The organism is Streptococcus sp. FSL L8-0526, assembly GCF_038007145.1.
Taxonomy (GTDB): Bacteria; Bacillota; Bacilli; order Lactobacillales; family Streptococcaceae; genus Streptococcus; species Streptococcus thermophilus.
The window spans coordinates 391,965-409,997 of sequence record NZ_JBBOWP010000002.1; the positions used below are offsets into that span (position 1 = coordinate 391,965).

The 18,033-nt window shown below is 38.6% G+C and carries 17 protein-coding genes and 4 pseudogenes; 16 read left to right on the forward strand and 5 right to left on the reverse strand.

The annotated features are described in order from the left end of the window. Positions 1-5 precede the first annotated feature (5 nt). Positions 6-1,436 carry an LCP family protein gene (locus tag NSQ85_RS09255; RefSeq protein ID WP_179974376.1) on the forward strand — a complete coding sequence of 477 codons (1,431 nt, stop codon included), beginning with the start codon at positions 6-8 and terminating at the stop codon, positions 1,434-1,436. Between the two features lie 37 nt (positions 1,437-1,473). Here NSQ85_RS09255 and NSQ85_RS09260 read toward each other — a convergent pair whose 3' ends face one another. Genes NSQ85_RS09260 through NSQ85_RS09270 form a run of 3 tightly spaced genes read right to left on the reverse strand, consistent with a single transcriptional unit; the run spans position 1,474 to position 4,056 of the window. Further along, on the reverse strand, positions 1,474-2,388 hold the full coding sequence (locus tag NSQ85_RS09260; protein WP_179973182.1) for an SLAC1 family transporter: 915 nt from the start codon (positions 2,386-2,388) through the stop codon (positions 1,474-1,476). A gap of 15 nt (positions 2,389-2,403) precedes the next feature. Then, complete coding sequence (locus NSQ85_RS09265; RefSeq protein ID WP_179974377.1) at positions 2,404-3,468, reverse strand: acyl-CoA dehydrogenase family protein; 1,065 nt, start codon at positions 3,466-3,468, stop codon at positions 2,404-2,406. Between the two features lie 39 nt (positions 3,469-3,507). Continuing rightward, on the reverse strand, positions 3,508-4,056 hold the full coding sequence (locus NSQ85_RS09270) for a carboxymuconolactone decarboxylase family protein (RefSeq protein WP_179973180.1): 549 nt from the start codon (positions 4,054-4,056) through the stop codon (positions 3,508-3,510). Positions 4,057-4,271: 215 nt separating this feature from the next. Here NSQ85_RS09270 and rlmD point away from each other — a divergent pair, with 215 nt between their 5' ends. The 5 genes and pseudogenes from rlmD to NSQ85_RS09295 all read left to right on the forward strand — a co-directional run bounded on the left by rlmD (position 4,272) and on the right by NSQ85_RS09295 (position 7,672). Next, on the forward strand, positions 4,272-5,642 hold the full coding sequence (rlmD, locus tag NSQ85_RS09275) for a 23S rRNA (uracil(1939)-C(5))-methyltransferase RlmD (protein ID WP_179973179.1): 1,371 nt from the start codon (positions 4,272-4,274) through the stop codon (positions 5,640-5,642). 322 nt (positions 5,643-5,964) lie between these two features. Beyond that, a pseudogene (locus tag NSQ85_RS09280) lies at positions 5,965-6,156 on the forward strand (TfoX/Sxy family protein); the annotation flags it as partial. 46 nt (positions 6,157-6,202) lie between these two features. Continuing rightward, on the forward strand, positions 6,203-6,724 hold the full coding sequence (locus tag NSQ85_RS09285) for a GNAT family N-acetyltransferase (protein WP_232086920.1): 522 nt from the start codon (positions 6,203-6,205) through the stop codon (positions 6,722-6,724). A 179-nt stretch (positions 6,725-6,903) separates the two neighbouring features. Continuing rightward, positions 6,904-7,470, forward strand: a complete 567-nt coding sequence (locus tag NSQ85_RS09290) for a hypothetical protein (RefSeq protein WP_179974378.1) — start codon at positions 6,904-6,906, stop codon at positions 7,468-7,470. A 79-nt stretch (positions 7,471-7,549) separates the two neighbouring features. Further along, on the forward strand, positions 7,550-7,672 hold the full coding sequence (locus NSQ85_RS09295) for a hypothetical protein (protein ID WP_255408482.1): 123 nt from the start codon (positions 7,550-7,552) through the stop codon (positions 7,670-7,672). 641 nt (positions 7,673-8,313) lie between these two features. Here the strand turns inward: NSQ85_RS09295 and NSQ85_RS09300 are convergent. Beyond that, a pseudogene (locus tag NSQ85_RS09300) lies at positions 8,314-8,787 on the reverse strand (Rgg family transcriptional regulator); the annotation flags it as partial. A 51-nt stretch (positions 8,788-8,838) separates the two neighbouring features. Between NSQ85_RS09300 and NSQ85_RS09305 the strand changes: the two are divergent. Then, positions 8,839-9,949 (forward strand): annotated as a pseudogene (locus tag NSQ85_RS09305) (IS3 family transposase). Between the two features lie 173 nt (positions 9,950-10,122). On the opposite strand, the gene NSQ85_RS09310 reads toward NSQ85_RS09305, so the two are convergent. Beyond that, positions 10,123-10,320 (reverse strand): hypothetical protein, encoded by a 198-nt coding sequence (locus NSQ85_RS09310; RefSeq protein WP_024704041.1) that lies wholly within the window; start codon positions 10,318-10,320, stop codon positions 10,123-10,125. A 695-nt stretch (positions 10,321-11,015) separates the two neighbouring features. Between NSQ85_RS09310 and NSQ85_RS09320 the strand changes: the two genes are divergently transcribed. The 9 genes and pseudogenes from NSQ85_RS09320 (at position 11,016) to cas9 (ending at position 17,961) form a co-directional block, all read left to right on the forward strand. Beyond that, on the forward strand, positions 11,016-11,408 hold the full coding sequence (locus NSQ85_RS09320) for a YbgA family protein (protein WP_024704042.1): 393 nt from the start codon (positions 11,016-11,018) through the stop codon (positions 11,406-11,408). Next, positions 11,405-11,767, forward strand: coding sequence for a TIGR02328 family protein (locus NSQ85_RS09325; RefSeq protein ID WP_024704043.1), 363 nt, complete (start codon positions 11,405-11,407; stop codon positions 11,765-11,767). Before NSQ85_RS09320 ends, NSQ85_RS09325 begins: the two co-directional genes overlap by 4 nt. Before the next feature lie 141 nt (positions 11,768-11,908). Next, positions 11,909-12,157: a hypothetical protein gene (locus tag NSQ85_RS09330; RefSeq protein WP_223899723.1), complete on the forward strand. Its 249-nt coding sequence runs from the start codon at positions 11,909-11,911 to the stop codon at positions 12,155-12,157. Between the two features lie 202 nt (positions 12,158-12,359). After that, entirely contained in the window at positions 12,360-12,524 is a 165-nt protein-coding gene (locus NSQ85_RS09335) for a hypothetical protein (RefSeq protein ID WP_223899722.1), read from the forward strand. Positions 12,525-12,628: 104 nt separating this feature from the next. Next, the gene (locus NSQ85_RS09340) at positions 12,629-12,850 is read left to right on the forward strand and encodes a hypothetical protein (RefSeq protein WP_224107509.1); all 222 of its coding nucleotides are present in this window, start codon (positions 12,629-12,631) and stop codon (positions 12,848-12,850) included. Positions 12,851-12,913: 63 nt separating this feature from the next. Further along, on the forward strand, positions 12,914-13,240 hold the full coding sequence (locus tag NSQ85_RS09345; protein WP_223899724.1) for a CPBP family intramembrane glutamic endopeptidase: 327 nt from the start codon (positions 12,914-12,916) through the stop codon (positions 13,238-13,240). Positions 13,241-13,421: 181 nt separating this feature from the next. Beyond that, positions 13,422-13,634: a hypothetical protein gene (locus NSQ85_RS09350; RefSeq protein ID WP_223899721.1), complete on the forward strand. Its 213-nt coding sequence runs from the start codon at positions 13,422-13,424 to the stop codon at positions 13,632-13,634. A 95-nt stretch (positions 13,635-13,729) separates the two neighbouring features. Then, positions 13,730-14,341: a hypothetical protein gene (locus tag NSQ85_RS09355; protein WP_024704046.1), complete on the forward strand. Its 612-nt coding sequence runs from the start codon at positions 13,730-13,732 to the stop codon at positions 14,339-14,341. Between the two features lie 255 nt (positions 14,342-14,596). After that, positions 14,597-17,961: pseudogene (gene cas9, locus NSQ85_RS09360) on the forward strand (type II CRISPR RNA-guided endonuclease Cas9). The last annotated feature ends 72 nt before the right edge of the window (positions 17,962-18,033 follow it).

Genomic DNA, 18,033 nt, shown 5'->3' on the forward strand with positions numbered 1-18,033 from the left:
ATCTTATGACCAAATCTAACGATGTGCCATTTACGTATCATGAACGGTTACGTTACAGCTATCTTTTAAAAAATCTTGCCCGCCTTAATGGACAGCAGGCTTCGGAATTCAATTATCTACAAGGAAAGTTGGATGCCTATGAAGCTGAACGTTCCTACGAGAGGTATCAAGGTCAAATAGCTGACTATCAAGAAGCATGGCGCCAACCTTATGATAATCGTTCAAATTATTATCAGGAGCCTGATTATGAGGATGTCAACCAGCTAACAGAGGAAGGTCTGCCTGTCTATCGAGAGGAAGCGCCTCAACTAAAACCTAAGCGAAAAAAGGTTCAAAGACGAGTACCACCTTCAGCAATATCGGAACCAAAGTCCAATCCGCATTCAACAAAGAAAACGCGACATAAGAAAAAAAGAAAACTCAAGAAGGTTGTTAAACTGGTATTCAGATGCTTGAGTCTTGGGATTGTGTTCTTAGTGCTAACAATGGCCTATCAATTTTACAAAGGAACTGACCTTTCTGCTGCTGGTAACAATGGTAAAGCCTATCGACCGGCCTTAGTCGAAACCTTTAACGGTAAAGACACTAAGGATGGGGTGAATATCCTTATTTTGGGTTCTGACCAACGAGTCAGCCAAAAATCTACTGATGCCAGAACAGACTCTATTATAGTTGTCAATGTGGGCAATAAGGAAGGCAAAATCAAGATGGTAAGCTTTATGCGTGACACCTTGGTTAATATTAAGGGCGCTTCAGAGACAGACTATTCTCATGATCTGAAACTCAATACTGCCTTCAATATTGGTGAGCAAAACAATCATCAAGGGGCAGAGCTTATGCGACAGACGCTCAAACGAAATTTTGACATTGATATCAAGTACTATGCCATGGTCGACTTTGAGACCTTTGCGACAGGTATTGATACCCTGTTCCCAGATGGCGTGAAAATCAATGCCAAATTCTCCACTATTGATGGTAAAAAAGTATCTTCGGTCCAAGTTCCAGATGATTTGAGGATGGACAAGGATGGGAATGTTCCGAATCAAACCATTAAAGTCGGTAAGCAACAGATGGATGGACGAACTCTTCTTAATTACGCTCGTTTCCGTAAGGACGATGAAGGGGATTATGGGCGTACCAAGCGGCAACAACAAGTGATGCAAGCTATTATGAAGCAAGTTAAAAATCCTATTAGTCTTTTCAAGGGTCCTGAGGCTTTAGGAAAAGTATACTCACTGACTTCAACCAATATGAGCATGACGGAAATGTTGGATTTGGGTCTTTCAAATGCTGGTAGTTTTAAACATGGGATCAATTCTCAAACCATTCCTTCAGATGGTGATTGGATTGACAGCTATGATTTATATGGTGGTCAAGGAATCGAAATTGATTTTGACAGTTACCAGGATAAATTAAAAGAACTAGGATTTAGATAAATAAAAAACAAGCATGTTCTGTGAATGTGCTTGTTTTTTAGCGTTTAGCTTGTATAAAATGATTATACAAAAGCTTAATAAAATGATAGAGCAAATAGGTCATGATGACAAGAACGAAGACGAACTCTACCTTATAAACCAATTGGGTAGCTGGATTGACTAGTCCAAGACTAGTAGTGGCTGCCTTAAAAGCATTGACACTATTGACCAAGGGAAAGCTGAAAGCTGCAAAAAGTGGCATAAAGCCTTTTTTAACCAGTCTTACGAAGAGATTAAGAGCATAGAAAAAGAATGCTTGCGAGAATAAGAGTAGGGCAAGTAAAATAATAGTTGCAGGTCTTTGATTACTCTTGATTGAGCTGGTAATGAGAAGGGCCAGAGGTGCTGCTAAAATGGCAAGTATAGGTCGATAGAGGTGAGGGATGGCTATCTGTCTCATTCTCCACAAAACAAGTGGAAAGAGGGCCAGAGTCGCTAATGCCGTTACTCCCAGAATAAGTCCCTTGATGCTAGTTGGAACACTAGCTGGTACTGTCACAAGACTGATAGCAGGTCCAACGTAGATCACGAACCAGCTTGGAAAGACTTGGTTCAAAGATAGTGGGTGCATAAAACGCAGACTGAAAAAAATAATATAGGCAATATAAAGTCCAAGGAGCCCAACCCAAGTCACACTTAAGCCTATTTGAGCTAGTGGAAGGCGGCTGGCAAAGAGAAAGGCAGCCATAAAGTAGCTAGCAAAGGCCGAAGCAATGACTGGATTGTGCAAATCTTCCCTTACTTTTTCAAAGCCAAGAATCAAGCGTCCTAGTATAAGCATAAAACCTATACTTGCCAGAAACCAAATGCCCTGAGCAATCAGGGCATAGTGGTTTATTTGATTGGATAAACTAAATAAGGCAAGTACCAGACTAGATAGGGCCAAGGGAATTTTATTGAAAAATACCTTCATTGGTCCACAGCCTTTCTAGCTAGCTGCAAGGATATGACGAAGCTGAACTGCACTCGGAGATACAATTGGAAGGAAGACGCCTTCATTCCAACGACGGATAAAGCTTGACTCAGATTCTTTCAAATAGCCACGACCTCCACTAGCCTGAAGTTCGAGGAGCAGGCTGTTGGCTACGACATCGACGATATCGATACGCAATTGGAAAAGTTCACGTGGTCTTTTGATAAAGTAGTTAGTATCATTAAGACCTTTAAAGAGTTGGTCTTGAATAGCAAGAAGGTTGTCACGTGTAGCTTCAAATTCGCCACGGAGAACACTGCGGTTACTGTTTAAACTAGCTTCAACCTCATCAAGAGAACGTTGTGCCAAACCAAAGGCAAGACCAAATTGGAAACCAAGGAAGTTCGGACGTGTTTTGGCAATATAGTCTGCACCTTCTTTTGAAAGGACCCAATTAGGATCTAACTTAACGTGATCAAAAGTAAGAGAGGCAGTGTTAGCACCTTGAAGGGAAACAAATTTCAAATCTTCAGAACGGCTGAGGCCTTCAGCTTCAGATGGAATGGTGATAATCCAAGGTTGGCTACCGTCTTTAAAGTCAGCAGCAAAGAGAGCAGCGAATTTATCAGAACGAAGGTTAGTTACCCAAGGCAAACGACCATCGAGATAGTAGTCATCACCTTCTTGGCTGATAGTAACATTCAATTCTTCAATATCAGACAAGAATTTGACCGCATTTGACAAGCCAGTTCCACCAGCACGCTCACCGGTATATAATTCTTTCAACCAGGTTTCACGAGAGTAAGCATTGTCGCTAGCTAAGATATACTCGATGAAAGTACGGTGTCCCCAAGAAATAAAGGAAGCTGTCAAAGAGTGTTGTGCCAATTCATTAAGCAAATCAACAACGTGAGTAGGACCACCACCTAGGCCATTAAACTCAGCAGGTACGCCGATCTTAAAGACGTCGTTTTCAGCAATTTTTTCAAGAAGTTGGTCCGCAATTGGTCCAGACTTTTGGTCAATATGGTCAGCGTTGGTGTCCAACCAAGTAAGGAATTCTTTTGAAAAACGTGACATAGGCTTATGTCCTCCTCTAGTTTATCGTTTGGTTTTGAATTAAGCGAATTCTTGAAGTTCAGGGTTAATCGGTGTTTGTGCGAGATTGTTAGCGTAGTTACACAAGCTAGCAAGGCTGACACCCAAGATAACGTCAAGGGCATTTTGAGCAGTGTAGCCAGCTTCCAAGAAGTCATTGTAGGCTTCGTCACCAACAGCACCTTTAGTATTGATTACGGCAATAGTGAATTTAGCAAGGGTATCAAGTTTTGGATCGTCTTCGATTGGTGTACGGTTACGAAGGGCTTCCAAAAGTTGAGGTGCCATTTGGATTTGCTTGATTGAAAAGGCTGTGTGACCTGCCACACAGAAGGCACATCCGTTAGTAACAGCAGCTGTAATTTGAACAACCTCACGTTCAGTTGGTGTCAATGAATTGCGACGGTTGATTTCACCGACAGTACGGTAAGTTTCAAGCGCAGTTGGCGCATTAGCAAGGAGACCAATCAAGTTTGGAATGAATCCCCCATTGGCATCTTTGACTGTTTGAAGGACGTCTTTAACTTCTTCTGGTGCAGTTTCGATTGTATGAATGGTAATATCTGGCATGATTTCTATTCTCCTTTAGATAGAAACGACATCTAGCAAGTTGCTGAGTCGTTTAGTTTTTTGTCATGGACCTATGATAGCACTGTATGACTTTTCTGTAAAATTTATATTATTTATGGCTAGTCATAAATTTGATTTATATGTGCTATAATGGAGGGTAGTAAAAGGCCTTTGAAGGTATATTTAGGCCCCCTAAAAGTAAAGAAAGTTGAATTATGTTAAATAAAAACGATATTGTAGAAGTTGAAATTGTCGATTTGACACATGAAGGATCAGGTGTAGCCAAGGTCGACGGCTTTGTCTTTTTCGTGGATAATGCCCTACCGGGTGAAGTCATCAGAATGCGCGTGCTTAAGCTTAAGAAGAATATCGGCTTTGGTAAGGTTGAGGAGTATGTGACCCTTTCACCAAGTCGTAATCAGGATATTAATGCTACTTATCTTCGTTCAGGGATTGCTGATTTTGGTCATATGACTTACACTGAGCAGCTTAAGTTCAAGCGTAAACAAGTCGTCGATAACCTCTATAAGACAGCCGGTATCTCGGACGTAGAAGTTGCTGAAACACTAGGTATGGAAACACCTTACGCCTACCGTAATAAGGCGCAGGTGCCCGTTCGCCGTGTTAAAGGTCAGCTTGAAACAGGTTTCTACCGCAAGAATTCGCACGACTTGATTCCAATTGAAGATTTCCTCATTCAAGACAAGGAAATTGATAAACTCATTGTCTTTGTCCGTGACCTTCTTCGTCGTTATGACCTCAAACCTTATGATGAGAAGGAGCAGACAGGTTTGATTCGTCATTTGGTAGTTCGTCGTGGTCATTATTCAGGTCAGATGATGTTGGTCTTTGTAACGACCAAACCAAAAGTTTTCCGTATTGACCAAGTCATTGCTAAGATTACGGAAGCCTTTCCAAGTATTGTTTCAATCATTCAAAATATCAACGATAAGAACACTAACGCCATCTTTGGTAAGGAGTTTCGCACCCTTTATGGTCAAGACACCATCACAGATAGGATGTTGGGCAATGACTATGAGATTTCTGCCCAGTCTTTCTATCAGGTTAATACTGAGATGGCTGAAAAACTCTATCAAATAGCCATTGATTTCTCAGATCTAAACAGCGACAGCATTGTTGTTGATGCCTATTCAGGAATCGGGACAATCGGTTTGTCATTTGCGAAACAGGTCAAGGAAGTCTACGGCGTTGAAGTCATCGAAACAGCTGTTGAAGATGCTAAGAAAAATGCAGAACGCAACGGCATTACAAATGCCCACTATGTGGCTAACTCAGCTGAAAATGCCATGGCTAAATGGAGCCAGGATGGTATCAAACCAGATGTCATCATTGTAGATCCACCACGCAAGGGGTTGACGGAAAGCTTCATCAAAGCCAGCGTCGCCATGCAACCTGAGAAGATTACTTATGTCTCATGTAACCCAGCAACCATGGCGCGTGATATCAAACGCTATCAAGAGTTGGGCTATGAATTGAAGAAAGTACAGCCGGTGGATCTTTTTCCGCAGACGCATCATGTTGAGGCGGTATCACTACTTGTACGAGCTGAGACTTCAGCGAAGTAGAAGTAGATGCTCCGCCCATGCGATAGCTGTCGTAGAGTAAGGAGTTTACGACGAAACGATACGGTAATAGCGAACCGCCGAGTGTGTGAGTTTTTAGTGAAACGTAGCTAATCCTCAAAAGGTTCTCCGAACCTTTTGAGTCCCACGGACGCATCATGTTGAATGCGTAACACTGCTTGTACGAGCTACGAAGTAGCATAGTAGAAACGGAAGGCCCACCATATTGAACTAATATAAGTATTAAAAATCCTGTGACCAATGCAAATTTTGGAGGTGTAGATTATGGCTTCAAGCAAAGAATATTTAGATTTCATTATTGTGAATTTATGATGATAGATTTTTAGTGAAGCCTTTTAAATCTGCAATAGCATATATGCCAAATGCAAAGTACGAGTCACCATATGATGGAGCAAATGAAATGCTGTTGGTAGATGATGTTGACAACAAAAATTATTTAACTGGCTTATTCAATGCAATGTATGATGAATTACCTGCACCTAAACCAAAGAAATGATTAGAGTGGAATTTAAGGAGAAAAAACGATTTTAGAAACGGAAAGGTTGATTCTTCGCCCATGGGAAGAAAGAGATGCCAATGATTTATTCCAATATGCCAGTAATCCAGAGGTTGGTCCGATTGCAGGTTGGCCAGTACATACTAGTGTTGAAAACAGTAGGGAAATTATAAAAAGTTATTTTTCCGCATCTGAGACATACGCTATAGTTTTAAAAGAAACAATGCAGCCAGTGGGTAGCATAGGTTTGATGATTGGCTCTGCAAGTGATAAAGGTATTCCTGATACTGAGGCGGAGATTGGTTACTGGATAGGAGTTCTGTATTGGGGTCAGGGGATTATACCAGAAGCAGTTCGTGAGATAATGAGACATGGATTTGATGACTTGAATTTGGAGAAAATGTGGTTCGGTTATTTTGACGGCAATACAAAGTCAAAGAGAGTTCAGGAAAAATATGGGTTCCGTTATCATCATATAAAAGAGAAGGTTCCATGTGCATTGGAAGGTGTTTTTAGCACAGGACACATCGCCTGTCTCTCAAAGGCAGAGTGGATTTCAATTAAGTAAATCTTAGTTTGTTGAGGTCATACCTTTAAATGATAACCTTATGCGATCGTTAAAAGCTCTATAGACCTGTTTCTACATACAGATAGGTTCACTCGTTTCATGTTGATGTAGTATCACTGCTTGTAAGATTTGAAAAATAAATTTGCGTAGCGTCGTAAAGGTTAAATGGAGGGTTATCGATGGTTATATTGGAATTGTATCAAGGTGATTATCAAAAGGATTTAGTCGCGTTTGATTCTTTAGAAGAGGGGAGAGCGTTTGTAGCTCAAATCCCGGGGTATACTTTAGAAACAGAAGATGGGTTTGGGGTGGAGTTTGTGAACCCAAAATACTTGCCGGATTATATGGAAATTGTCTTTAACGGAAATATTGTCCCTCTATCTAGATTTTCGTTTAATTCTGAAGAAAATGTGGATATTATTTGGAAAGAAATTTCGAATCTATCCGTTAAAAACGATAAAGTGATTGAAGGATATTCAAAAATCGACGCGTATGTCGTTAACAACGATGAAATGAAAGCCTATGTCGAAGCAAGAGAAGCGAACTATCGCAAGGCAAAAGACTTTCTAGAACGCTGTGGATATGAGGCCGACAGAAGCTTTTTCGGAAGTGAAGACGGCGAAGCGATCCTCTATAGAAAAAAAGGTACCGAAGATTGGAAATTCTTATGCCACTTAGACCCGCTATTTGTAGAGATTGAAGATGTAGAAGGATATGTCAAAGAAGAGATTCAATTGTTAAACTAAAGAATGTTGCGAAGGCGTGGCGTGAGTTATATTTAAAAAGACTTCTATTTTGCTAGATGGTGGAATTAAGGAGAAATTTATGACCTTAAAACAAATTAAATTTAATCCTTTTAAACACTGGGGAATCATCAGCGACTTGTATAAGCAGTCCTTCCCAAAGGAGGAGCGAATTCCCTTCTTTGGACTTGGCTCTTATCATTGAGAAAAATGGATTTACACTGTGTCCCTATCTCATTCGTGAATTAGGCGTTGACTTTGCTCTTATGAGCCAGACAGGGCAACTAATTCCATTCGACTATCAGGATATCTTTGACAATTTCTCTTTTGGACTTGGAGATGTATCGATTTGTTCGATAAATTAACAAAACGTACCTTACCAAAATTGTACTGAACTAAAAAATTATCTAATTGAGAAAAGAACAAAAGTTTTGGTCTATAATATAGATATTTTTTAGCATCACATGTGGAGGCAGTCTCACTGCTTTTACGAGCTGAGACCTCAGCGAAGTAGAAGCAGATGTTCCGCCCATGCGACAAGGTGAGACCGAAGGTCGAGAAGGTGCCCTGGGGTATAGGACTCATAGAATGAGGAGGGACATCAACGAGATGATACGGTAAGTCCGAACCGCTTAGTGTGAGTTTATTGGTAAAATGCAGCTAAACGTCTCGAATATTTCATTCACGGTGAGATGCTGTAGCTAAGAATGAGCTAATTGAGGATTTCAATTTTATAGGAATTGGCTTTAGTAACCTTAAAAAATAGATATTCATCATTATAAATATCAAAAAAGAAAGGACAACATTGGTACTGATCCTTTCTTTTTTCGATTATCGTTTTAAAATCTAATTAACAATTTTAGAGTAATGTTCGGTGTATTGCTCTTTTAACTCGTTTTCTCCTAAAAGTTCGAAAACTTGTATAGCCTGTTTCATTTTGGTCATATCATTATTTGAACCTTTCTTAAATTCAAAATATCCAGTAGCATAAAGAAATACGGTTTCTTCGTAGAAATTGAATTTATGAGTTAATAGTTTTTTTATTTCAGTGATTAAAAAACTGCAATTATCATATTAATTATTGTCGATACTTAGAAATAAACAATTAATAGCAAGTTGGGTAACTAATTTTTTATTTGTCTTGTTTAGTGATGAATAGATATGGTTCTTCACCATTTCTTTTGTTAATAGAAAAAATGAATTGTATTCAATAGTTCTTGCACAATTTCCTAGTAAGATAATTTCATAATACCCCCATTGGTCAACTTTAAAAAGGTAATCCGTTAATTGAAGTATTTCGTTATCTGTAGGTTTGATGTTATCCTTAAATCTTAGAGTCACTATTGTATAATTTAGACAAAGGACAAAAACATGAAAAAACGCTATTCAAAAGAATTTAAAGAAACCCTTATCGCCTTCTATCATTCTGGTCAATCCGTCACCCAGCTGTCTAAAGAATACGACGTGGCCCCTGCAACAATTTATAAATGGATAGACCTCTGCTCTAAATCTAATGAAAGCTCCGTCTCTAAAGCTGATTTTCTAGAATTAAAAAGACAACTGGCTAAAGTTAAGGAAGAACGAGACATCTTAAAAAAAAGTATTGACCATATTCGCCGAGAAAAAAAGTGAGTGCTGCGGATATAGCTCAAACCATACAAACTTTAGCACTCAACATCAGACTAAGCTGTCAACTCCTTGATGTTCCTGAATCCAGTTATTATGAACGGATTAACCGACATCCATCTAAAACTCAATTAAGGAGACAATACCTGTCACTCAAAATTTCTCAACTCTTCAATGCTAACCGAGGAATCTATGGTGCTCCTAAAATTCATCATCCTCTACTTAAACAAGGGGAAAAAGTCGGGTTAAAACTCGTACAGAAGCTAATGAAGCAACTTCAACTCAAGTCTGTAGTCATTAAGAAATTTAAGCCTGGATACTCACTAAGTGATCACATCAATCGAAAAAATCTCATACAGACTGAACTTACAAAGAAAAATAAGGTTTGGTCAACCGACATTACTTATATTCCTACTCAACAAGGATAGGCTTATCTCTCAACCATTATAGATCGTTATACTAAAAAAGTCATTGCTTGGGATTTGGGCAAGCGAATGACTGTAGAATTAGTGCAAAGAACTTTAAATAAGGCCATTAAATCACAAGACTATCCAGAAGCTGTTATTCTTCATTCTGACCAAGGAAGCCAGTATACGAGTCTAGAGTATGAAGAGTTGCTTAAGTATTATGGGATGACTCACTCTTTCAGTCGAAGGGGACACCCTTATCATATGCCAGTCTTGAATCTTGGCATGGACATTTAAAAAGAGAGTGGGTGTATCAATTTAAATATAAGAACTTTGAAGAAGCCTATCAGAGTATTTTCTGGTACATCGAAGCCTTTTATAATTCAAAACGAATCCATCAAAGTTTAGGGTATCTTACACCTAATCAATTTGAAAAGGTAAGTGCTTAAAATAAATAGATTAAAATTCTACGTTTGTTACTCTAAAAAATTGACTTAACGTCAGTCAAGAGTTACGTAAGATTATGACAGCCATCTTTGAAGAAAAGATGAACAAACACAAGATTAAATAATGTTGTATCAAAAGAGGTATAAGTCTACAAACTTATACCTCTTTCTTATCTTTACTTCTTATTTGATTTGGATAGGCTGATGACGACCATTGTCGCACACAGGAAAAATGAAGCTAATAAACCTTTGGTAGTGGTAGTCATAAAAGGTTTATCGAAGACATAGTAGTTATAGACAGAAAATCCCAAACCAATAAGAGTTACAATAATCGACATAACAAATAGCATCACCCATAATCTTCTTTGAGTCATCGTCAACCTCCTCTTTGTATCCGTTTTCATTCTACCTATAGTATAACATAAAAAACCTTAGCTAAATTCCATAGAGTGGTTTGGCTAAGGTTTTTCATCTTATTTCGTCAAGACAACCATATCATTTGGATTATGGTCACCATCTTCGATAGTCAACTGATTACCGTCGAGTTTATAGTATTTGGTGTCGTCACCCATTGTCAGACTTTGATTGTCAGAGTTAACAGTTACAGGCTTGCTTTCCTTCTCTCCATCTGCCTCATCCTCTTCTCAAGTTCCAGTATTTCCAGAGATGGTAAGAGTAATGCGATCATTTTCATCAGTTCCTTTATAGGTGCCGTCTAGTCCTTCAGTCTGTTTAGAGGCTTCAGAACTTTGTGAAGATAAAACCTTACTTGAACTTTGTTGGGTGCTAGCAGAGCTTTCAGGTGTTTGAGCTTTTTGGTTTGAGCAGGCTGCTAATAGACCAAGAACTGCCACAGAGGCAAGAGAAAGTGTGAGTTTTTTTGGACAATGTCATAGGCTCGTCTCCTTTCTTTGATGCCTTAAATATGGAAAACGCTTACATAGAGGGCAAGCGAAACCTCTTTTCTGAAAATATTTGAAGATTAATCGTCGGATTCTCAAAGGCATAATCTGTTATCTCTATTTAAACTATGCTATACTGATAAAAAAAGCAAGAAGGAAGGTCCCTAATGACAACAACTAATCCACGTCACCAGTGCGAGCGACTTTGGGCAGCCAATAAGTACCTGGTACTCAGCCATTCAAACAAGATTTACTTAGAAATCCGTAACTATCTCAAGAATGATAAGGTTCGTTTGGATCAGGTTCAAGCCTACATTGATCAAGCCCTAGCCCTTCCTGAAAATCCTGGTCAGGTCGTCAATACCTTCCAACATATTTGGGGGTATTTTAAGAAAAAGGCGACTGCTAACGAGAAGGAAATGTTCATGGCCCAATTGGATAGCTATGCGACAGGCCAAATTCCTCAGACCCGTTTGGTGGAATCCGTCAAAGAGCTCCTCATCACGTATCCTAATCGCTATCTGGAGGAGTCAACCTTAATTAATGGGGGTTCAAAATGAGACTGTGGCATCAAGAGTTGATTGCAAAACTACCTCGTCAGCAATTATTAGGGCAGCACCGAGAATGTTGTGCCCTTCGTGGCAAGGGATGGCAACGAAAACATGCGACGGTTAACTATGTTTTTGATTATTCTCCATATCGCCTGTTTAAATACCATGAGCTTATTATGCAAGAAATGACGAAACGTGGCTATCGTGTTAGCCCTGAGTGGCTAGACAAGGAGTATCGAGGCAAGCAAATGCCAGCCTACGACAAGCTTGAAGTGGAGAAACTACCAGCCATTATTTATCCAGAGCATGATGCCACCTATTTACAGGAATGTCTGGACAATCTCAAGCAAAAAGGAATCATCATCTAAAGGAGGAAAACGATGAGTTTGTTTAAGTGGCTTGCACCTAAAAAGAAAGTAGCAGAAGGCTTTGTCATACGTATATCGACAGCGGATCAGGTAGACTAAGCGACGATTACAAACCCAAGTGACAGTGACATCTGGGATGCCTTGGTACAACTTCCAGTATCCTACGATAGTCTCTATCTCACTTATAGCGAAAAAGGGTCAACGAGTTTTATCTTTGTTGAATCCGAGGATGACAAGTATCGTTTGGAACACGACACACCTGAGCTAGGATTAGAATTGACAAATGTCGCACGTGTATCCCAACAAGTTGCCAGAGATATCCGTATTCGCTTTTCAAAAGAGCACTCAGTGATTTTGGACGATTATTGGAAACAAGAGAAAGTCAGGTAGTCCTATTGCCTACCTCACCCCAGAAACCAGACGTAAGAGACTAAAAGGCTTTTGCTTAATCATTGAAATCATTTGTCTGGTTCATTTTGCTATTATCATCCCTCGTGATAGGGTATTTACTCCTGAAAAATGGGCTCATACACCTGATTACATGCGCCATAAACTCATGTGGAGTTTTCATCGGCAGTATCAGCTTGAGGGCATGACGAGAGAAGAAGTAGAGAAACTCTTGGGCAAGGGCGATGACCTTCAAGGAAGTGTTGAGTACAAGCTGGCCGACGATTGGATTGGTGGCTGGCGTGTTTACCATATTGACTATAAGCAAGACCGGGTGATTCGTGCCAAAGAAACCTGGCAAGACTGGTGAAAATGAGCTTTTTCTTCCCCTAAAAAGTAGTATAATCAAGGTGTAAAGGTAATCGTTTTCAAAAGAACGAAGCTGTCTTTTGATTAGAAATGGAGGACAAACTCATGACCCTATTTATGTCTAAACTGATGAGCGGTATTATGGAACTGCTCATAGTCTCTGTCATTCCTTTTATCACTTGGTTAATTAGGAGCAGGAAAAAGGTCGGTTTCTTTGACTGGATTGGGTTGAAGAAAGTTGAGAGTCAGAAGAAGAGACAATTAGTACTGACCATTTTGGGTATTAGTCTACTTTTTCTTATTTTCTCGATTGTGGTCTTTAGTTAGTTCGCCTCTAGCAAAACGGCCACAGCAGATTTTTCTGGGAAGGGAATTGGAGCACTTCCTGCCATTCTAGCCTTCGCTATCTTAGGGACTGCCTTGCCAGAAGAAATCTTCTTTAGAGGTTTTCTTTTGAAAATGGTGCAGGGAAAACTGGGATTTCTAGGAGCCAATCTCGTTCAGTCTCTCTTATTTGGGCTCATCCATGCGCTTATGTTTATCCAACTAACTGGCTACCTTAGGGCTTTTGCCATCTTGGTCTTTATCAGTCTCATAGCTTACGTTTTGGGTGCTATCAATGAGAAGAAAGCAGATGGCTCCATTCTTCCAAGTGTCTTTATCCACGCCTTGGCCAATACGGTTGTAGGGTTGCTCTTTGCCTTCTCCCTCATTTAGATAAAATTATATAGAAGAAAGTTAACATGGATGAATTAAAAGAAATCAAACTTAAAAACTATCAGTATCTAAATAAGGTTGCTATCAAGGGGGAGACACTCTTCACGGGCTCCTCTCTCATGGAGATTTTTACCCAGCTAATCTTCATCTGCCTTGGCAGACCAAGGCCTCAATTCAGTGGATGAAACTGCGGACACCTGAAAATCTTGACCGTTGCAACCAGGCTCTTGAGGAAATCGCCAAAACCTATGGTTACCACTTCATTAATTGTAATGCTGAGCTGTTCGACGATATAAAAGAGCAGAAAGCAGAGCATAACTATGACGGCGTTCACCTATATGCCAATGCCTACTTAAAGGTCTATGAATCTCTTGAACCCTACCTATTGGATTAAAAAAATATGAGAGAATTTCCAGTTCTTACTCGCTTTTTTCCCTTGATTACAGTACAATAGACGTCAAAAGTGAAAAATTGAAATGAGGTATCCCTATGTGGAAATGGTTTAAGCGACTCCTTATCCTCGTCATTGTGCTCTTTTTGGCAGTGGTGGCTCTACTTATTCCGGACAATATCGATAGTCAAGACCAATTAAAAAATGTATCAACACAAACATCTCTTGTTGATTTAGCCCAGGCTGGTATCGGTGGGGCATCCCTCTCATCAGGTGGCCTTTCAACCGAGATTAATCTTGATAGTAATCAGTTTCGTCAAGTCCTAAAAGCAAGTATAGCTGAATCTAATGATGAGACCTTGCAAAACAGTACCGTAGAGTTGAATGATTCCTATCTAACAGCTAAGGTTCCCGTATCTCTTGGCCCTATCGAATCAACATTTAGCCTTGATTTTACGGTCAGCACTAACAAGGAAGTCATCCTACTAGATTTGGTAGGTGCCCACTTGGGTCGTCTTCCAGTTCCAAAATCACTGGTTCTGCCTTATCTCAAGAAGAGCATTGCCCAGTCTAGTAGTGGTGTTCGCATGGTTAACAACCAGATCCAGATCAAGCTTCCTGAAATAGGATACGAGATTGACCAAGCCACAGTTACCAACGGTAAGATGAAGGTGAAGCTTAATATTCCGATTTCCTTGCCAACAAGTTAGTAGTTTAAAATCATTTGTTCAAAAATAAAATCCAAAACCAAGTCTAAACTGACTTGGTTTTTTACATGAGCAAAGTCGTTAGAGGGAGGACTACTTATATTTTTTCTAGGTTTCGGAATGAAGTGAATAACGTTGTTTAGATAAAAATGATATTAAATTGATTTTTTAAAACATAGATTATAGCGTTTACAAAAAAGTTGCGAATTTTCAGATACTAGTTTATAATATTAGAAAAAAGCATAAGGGGATTATTAAATGAGTGACTTAGTTTTAGGACTTGATATCGGTATAGGTTCTGTTGGTGTAGGTATCCTTAACAAAGTGACAGGAGAAATTATCCATAAAAACTCACGCATCTTCCCAGCAGCTCAAGCGGAAAATAACCTAGTACGTAGAACGAATCGTCAAGGAAGACGCTTGACACGACGTAAAAAACATCGTAGAGTTCGTTTAAATCGTCTATTTGAGGAAAGTGGATTAATCACCGATTTTACGAAGATTTCAATTAATCTTAACCCATATCAATTACGAGTTAAGGGCTTGACCGATGAATTGTCTAATGAAGAACTGTTTATCGCTCTTAAAAATATGGTGAAACACCGTGGGATTAGTTACCTCGATGATGCTAGTGATGACGGAAATTCATCAATAGGAGACTATGCACAAATTGTTAAGGAAAATAGTAAACAATTAGAAACTAAGACACCGGGACAGATACAGTTGGAACGCTACCAAACATATGGTCAATTACGTGGTGATTTTACTGTTGAGAAAGATGGCAAAAACATCGCTTGATTAATGTCTTTCCAACATCAGCTTATCGTTCAGAGGCCTTAAGGATACTGCAAACTCAACAAGAATTTAATCCACAGATTACAGATGAATTTGTTAATCGTTATCTCGAAATTTTAACTGGAAAACGGAAATATTATCATGGACCCGGAAATGAAAAGTCACGGACTGATTATGGTCGTTACAGAACGAGTGGAGAAACTTTAGACAATATTTTTGGAATTCTAATTGGGAAATGTACATTTTATCCAGACGAGTTTAGAGCAGCAAAAGCTTCCTACACGGCTCAAGAATTCAATTTGCTAAATGATTTGAACAATCTAACAGTTCCTACTGAAACCAAAAAGTTGAGCAAAGAACAGAAGAATCAAATCATTAATTATGTCAAAAATGAAAAGGCAATGGGGCCAGCGAAACTTTTTAAATATATCGCTAAGTTACTTTCTTGTGATGTTGCAGATATCAAGGGATACCGTATCGACAAATCAGGTAAGGCTGAGATTCATACTTTCGAAGCCTATCGAAAAATGAAAACGCTTGAAACCTTAGATATTGAGCAAATGGATAGAGAAACGCTTGATAAATTAGCCTATGTCTTAACATTAAACACTGAGAGGGAAGGTATTCAAGAAGCCTTAGAACATGAATTTGCTGATGGTAGCTTTAGCCAGAAGCAAGTTGACGAATTGGTTCAATTCCGCAAAGCAAATAGTTCCATTTTTGGAAAAGGATGGCATAATTTTTCTGTCAAACTGATGATGGAGTTAATTCCAGAATTGTATGAGACGTCAGAAGAGCAAATGACTATCCTGACACGACTTGGAAAACAAAAAACGACTTCGTCTTCAAATAAAACAAAATATATAGATGAAAAACTATTAACTGAAGAAATCTATAATCCTGTTGTTGCTAAGTCTGTTCGCCAGGCTATAAAAATCGTAAATGCGGCGATTAAAGAATACGGAGACTTTGACAATATTGTCATCGAAATGGCTCGTGAAACAAATGAAGATGATGAAAAGAAAGCTATTCAAAAGATTCAAAAAGCCAACAAAGATGAAAAAGATGCAGCAATGCTTAAGGCTGCTAACCAATATAATGGAAAGGCTGAATTACCACATAGTGTTTTCCACGGTCATAAGCAATTAGCGACTAAAATCCGCCTTTGGCATCAGCAAGGAGAACGTTGCCTTTATACTGGTAAGACAATCTCAATCCATGATTTGATAAATAATTCTAATCAGTTTGAAGTAGATCATATTTTACCTCTTTCTATCACATTCGATGATAGCCTTGCAAATAAGGTTTTGGTTTATGCAACTGCTAACCAAGAAAAAGGACAACGAACACCTTATCAGGCTTTAGATAGTATGGATGATGCGTGGTCTTTCCGTGAATTAAAAGCTTTTGTACGTGAGTCAAAAACACTTTCGAACAAGAAAAAAGAATACCTCCTTACAGAAGAAGATATTTCAAAGTTTGATGTTCGAAAGAAATTTATTGAACGAAATCTTGTAGATACAAGATACGCTTCAAGAGTTGTCCTCAATGCCCTTCAAGAACACTTTAGAGCTCACAAGATTGATACAAAAGTTTCCGTGGTTCGTGGCCAATTTACATCTCAATTGAGACGCCATTGGGGAATTGAGAAGACTCGTGATACTTATCATCACCATGCTGTCGATGCATTGATTATTGCCGCCTCAAGTCAGTTGAATTTGTGGAAAAAACAAAAGAATACCCTTGTAAGTTATTCAGAAGACCAACTCCTTGACATTGAAACAGGTGAACTTATTAGTGATGATGAGTACAAGGAATCTGTGTTCAAAGCCCCTTATCAACATTTTGTTGATACATTGAAGAGTAAAGAATTTGAAGACAGTATCTTATTCTCTTATCAAGTGGATTCTAAGTTTAATCGTAAAATATCAGATGCCACTATTTATGCGACAAGACAGGCTAAAGTAGGAAAAGATAAGGCGGATGAAACTTATGTCTTAGGGAAAATCAAAGATATTTATACTCAGGATGGTTATGATGCCTTTATGAAGATTTATAAGAAGGATAAGTCAAAATTCCTCATGTATCGTCACGACCCACAAACCTTTGAGAAAGTTATCGAGCCAATTTTAGAGAACTATCCTAATAAGCAAATGAATGAAAAAGGGAAAGAGGTACCATGTAATCCTTTCCTAAAATATAAAGAAGAACATGGCTATATTCGTAAATATAGTAAAAAAGGCAATGGTCCTGAAATCAAGAGTCTTAAATACTATGATAGTAAGCTAGGCAATCATATTGATATTACTCCGAAGGATAGTAAAAATAAAGTTGTCTTACAGTCATTAAAACCTTGGAGAGCGGATGTCTATTTCAATAAGACTACTGGTAAATATGAAATTTTAGGACTGAAATATGCTGATTTACAATTTGAAAAGAAGACAGGAACATATAAGATTTCCCAGGAAAAATACAATGGCATTATGAAAGAAGAGGGTGTAGATTCTGATTCAGAATTCAAGTTTACACTTTATAAAAATGATTTGTTACTCATTAAAGATACAGAAACAAAAGAACAACAGCTTTTCCGTTTTCTTTCTCGAACTATGCCTAATGTGAAATATTATGTAGAGTTAAAGCCTTATTCAAAAGATAAATTTGAGAAGAATGAGTCACTTATTGAAATTTTAGGTTCTGCAGATAAGTCAGGACGATGTATAAAAGGGCTAGGAAAATCAAATATTTCTATTTATAAGGTAAGAACAGATGTCCTAGGAAATCAGCATATCATCAAAAATGAGGGTGATAAGCCTAAGCTAGATTTTTAATATTAATTGTTAGAAAGTGTTGCAATTATAGTTATCATATACTATAATAATAGTGTAAGGGACGCCTTACAC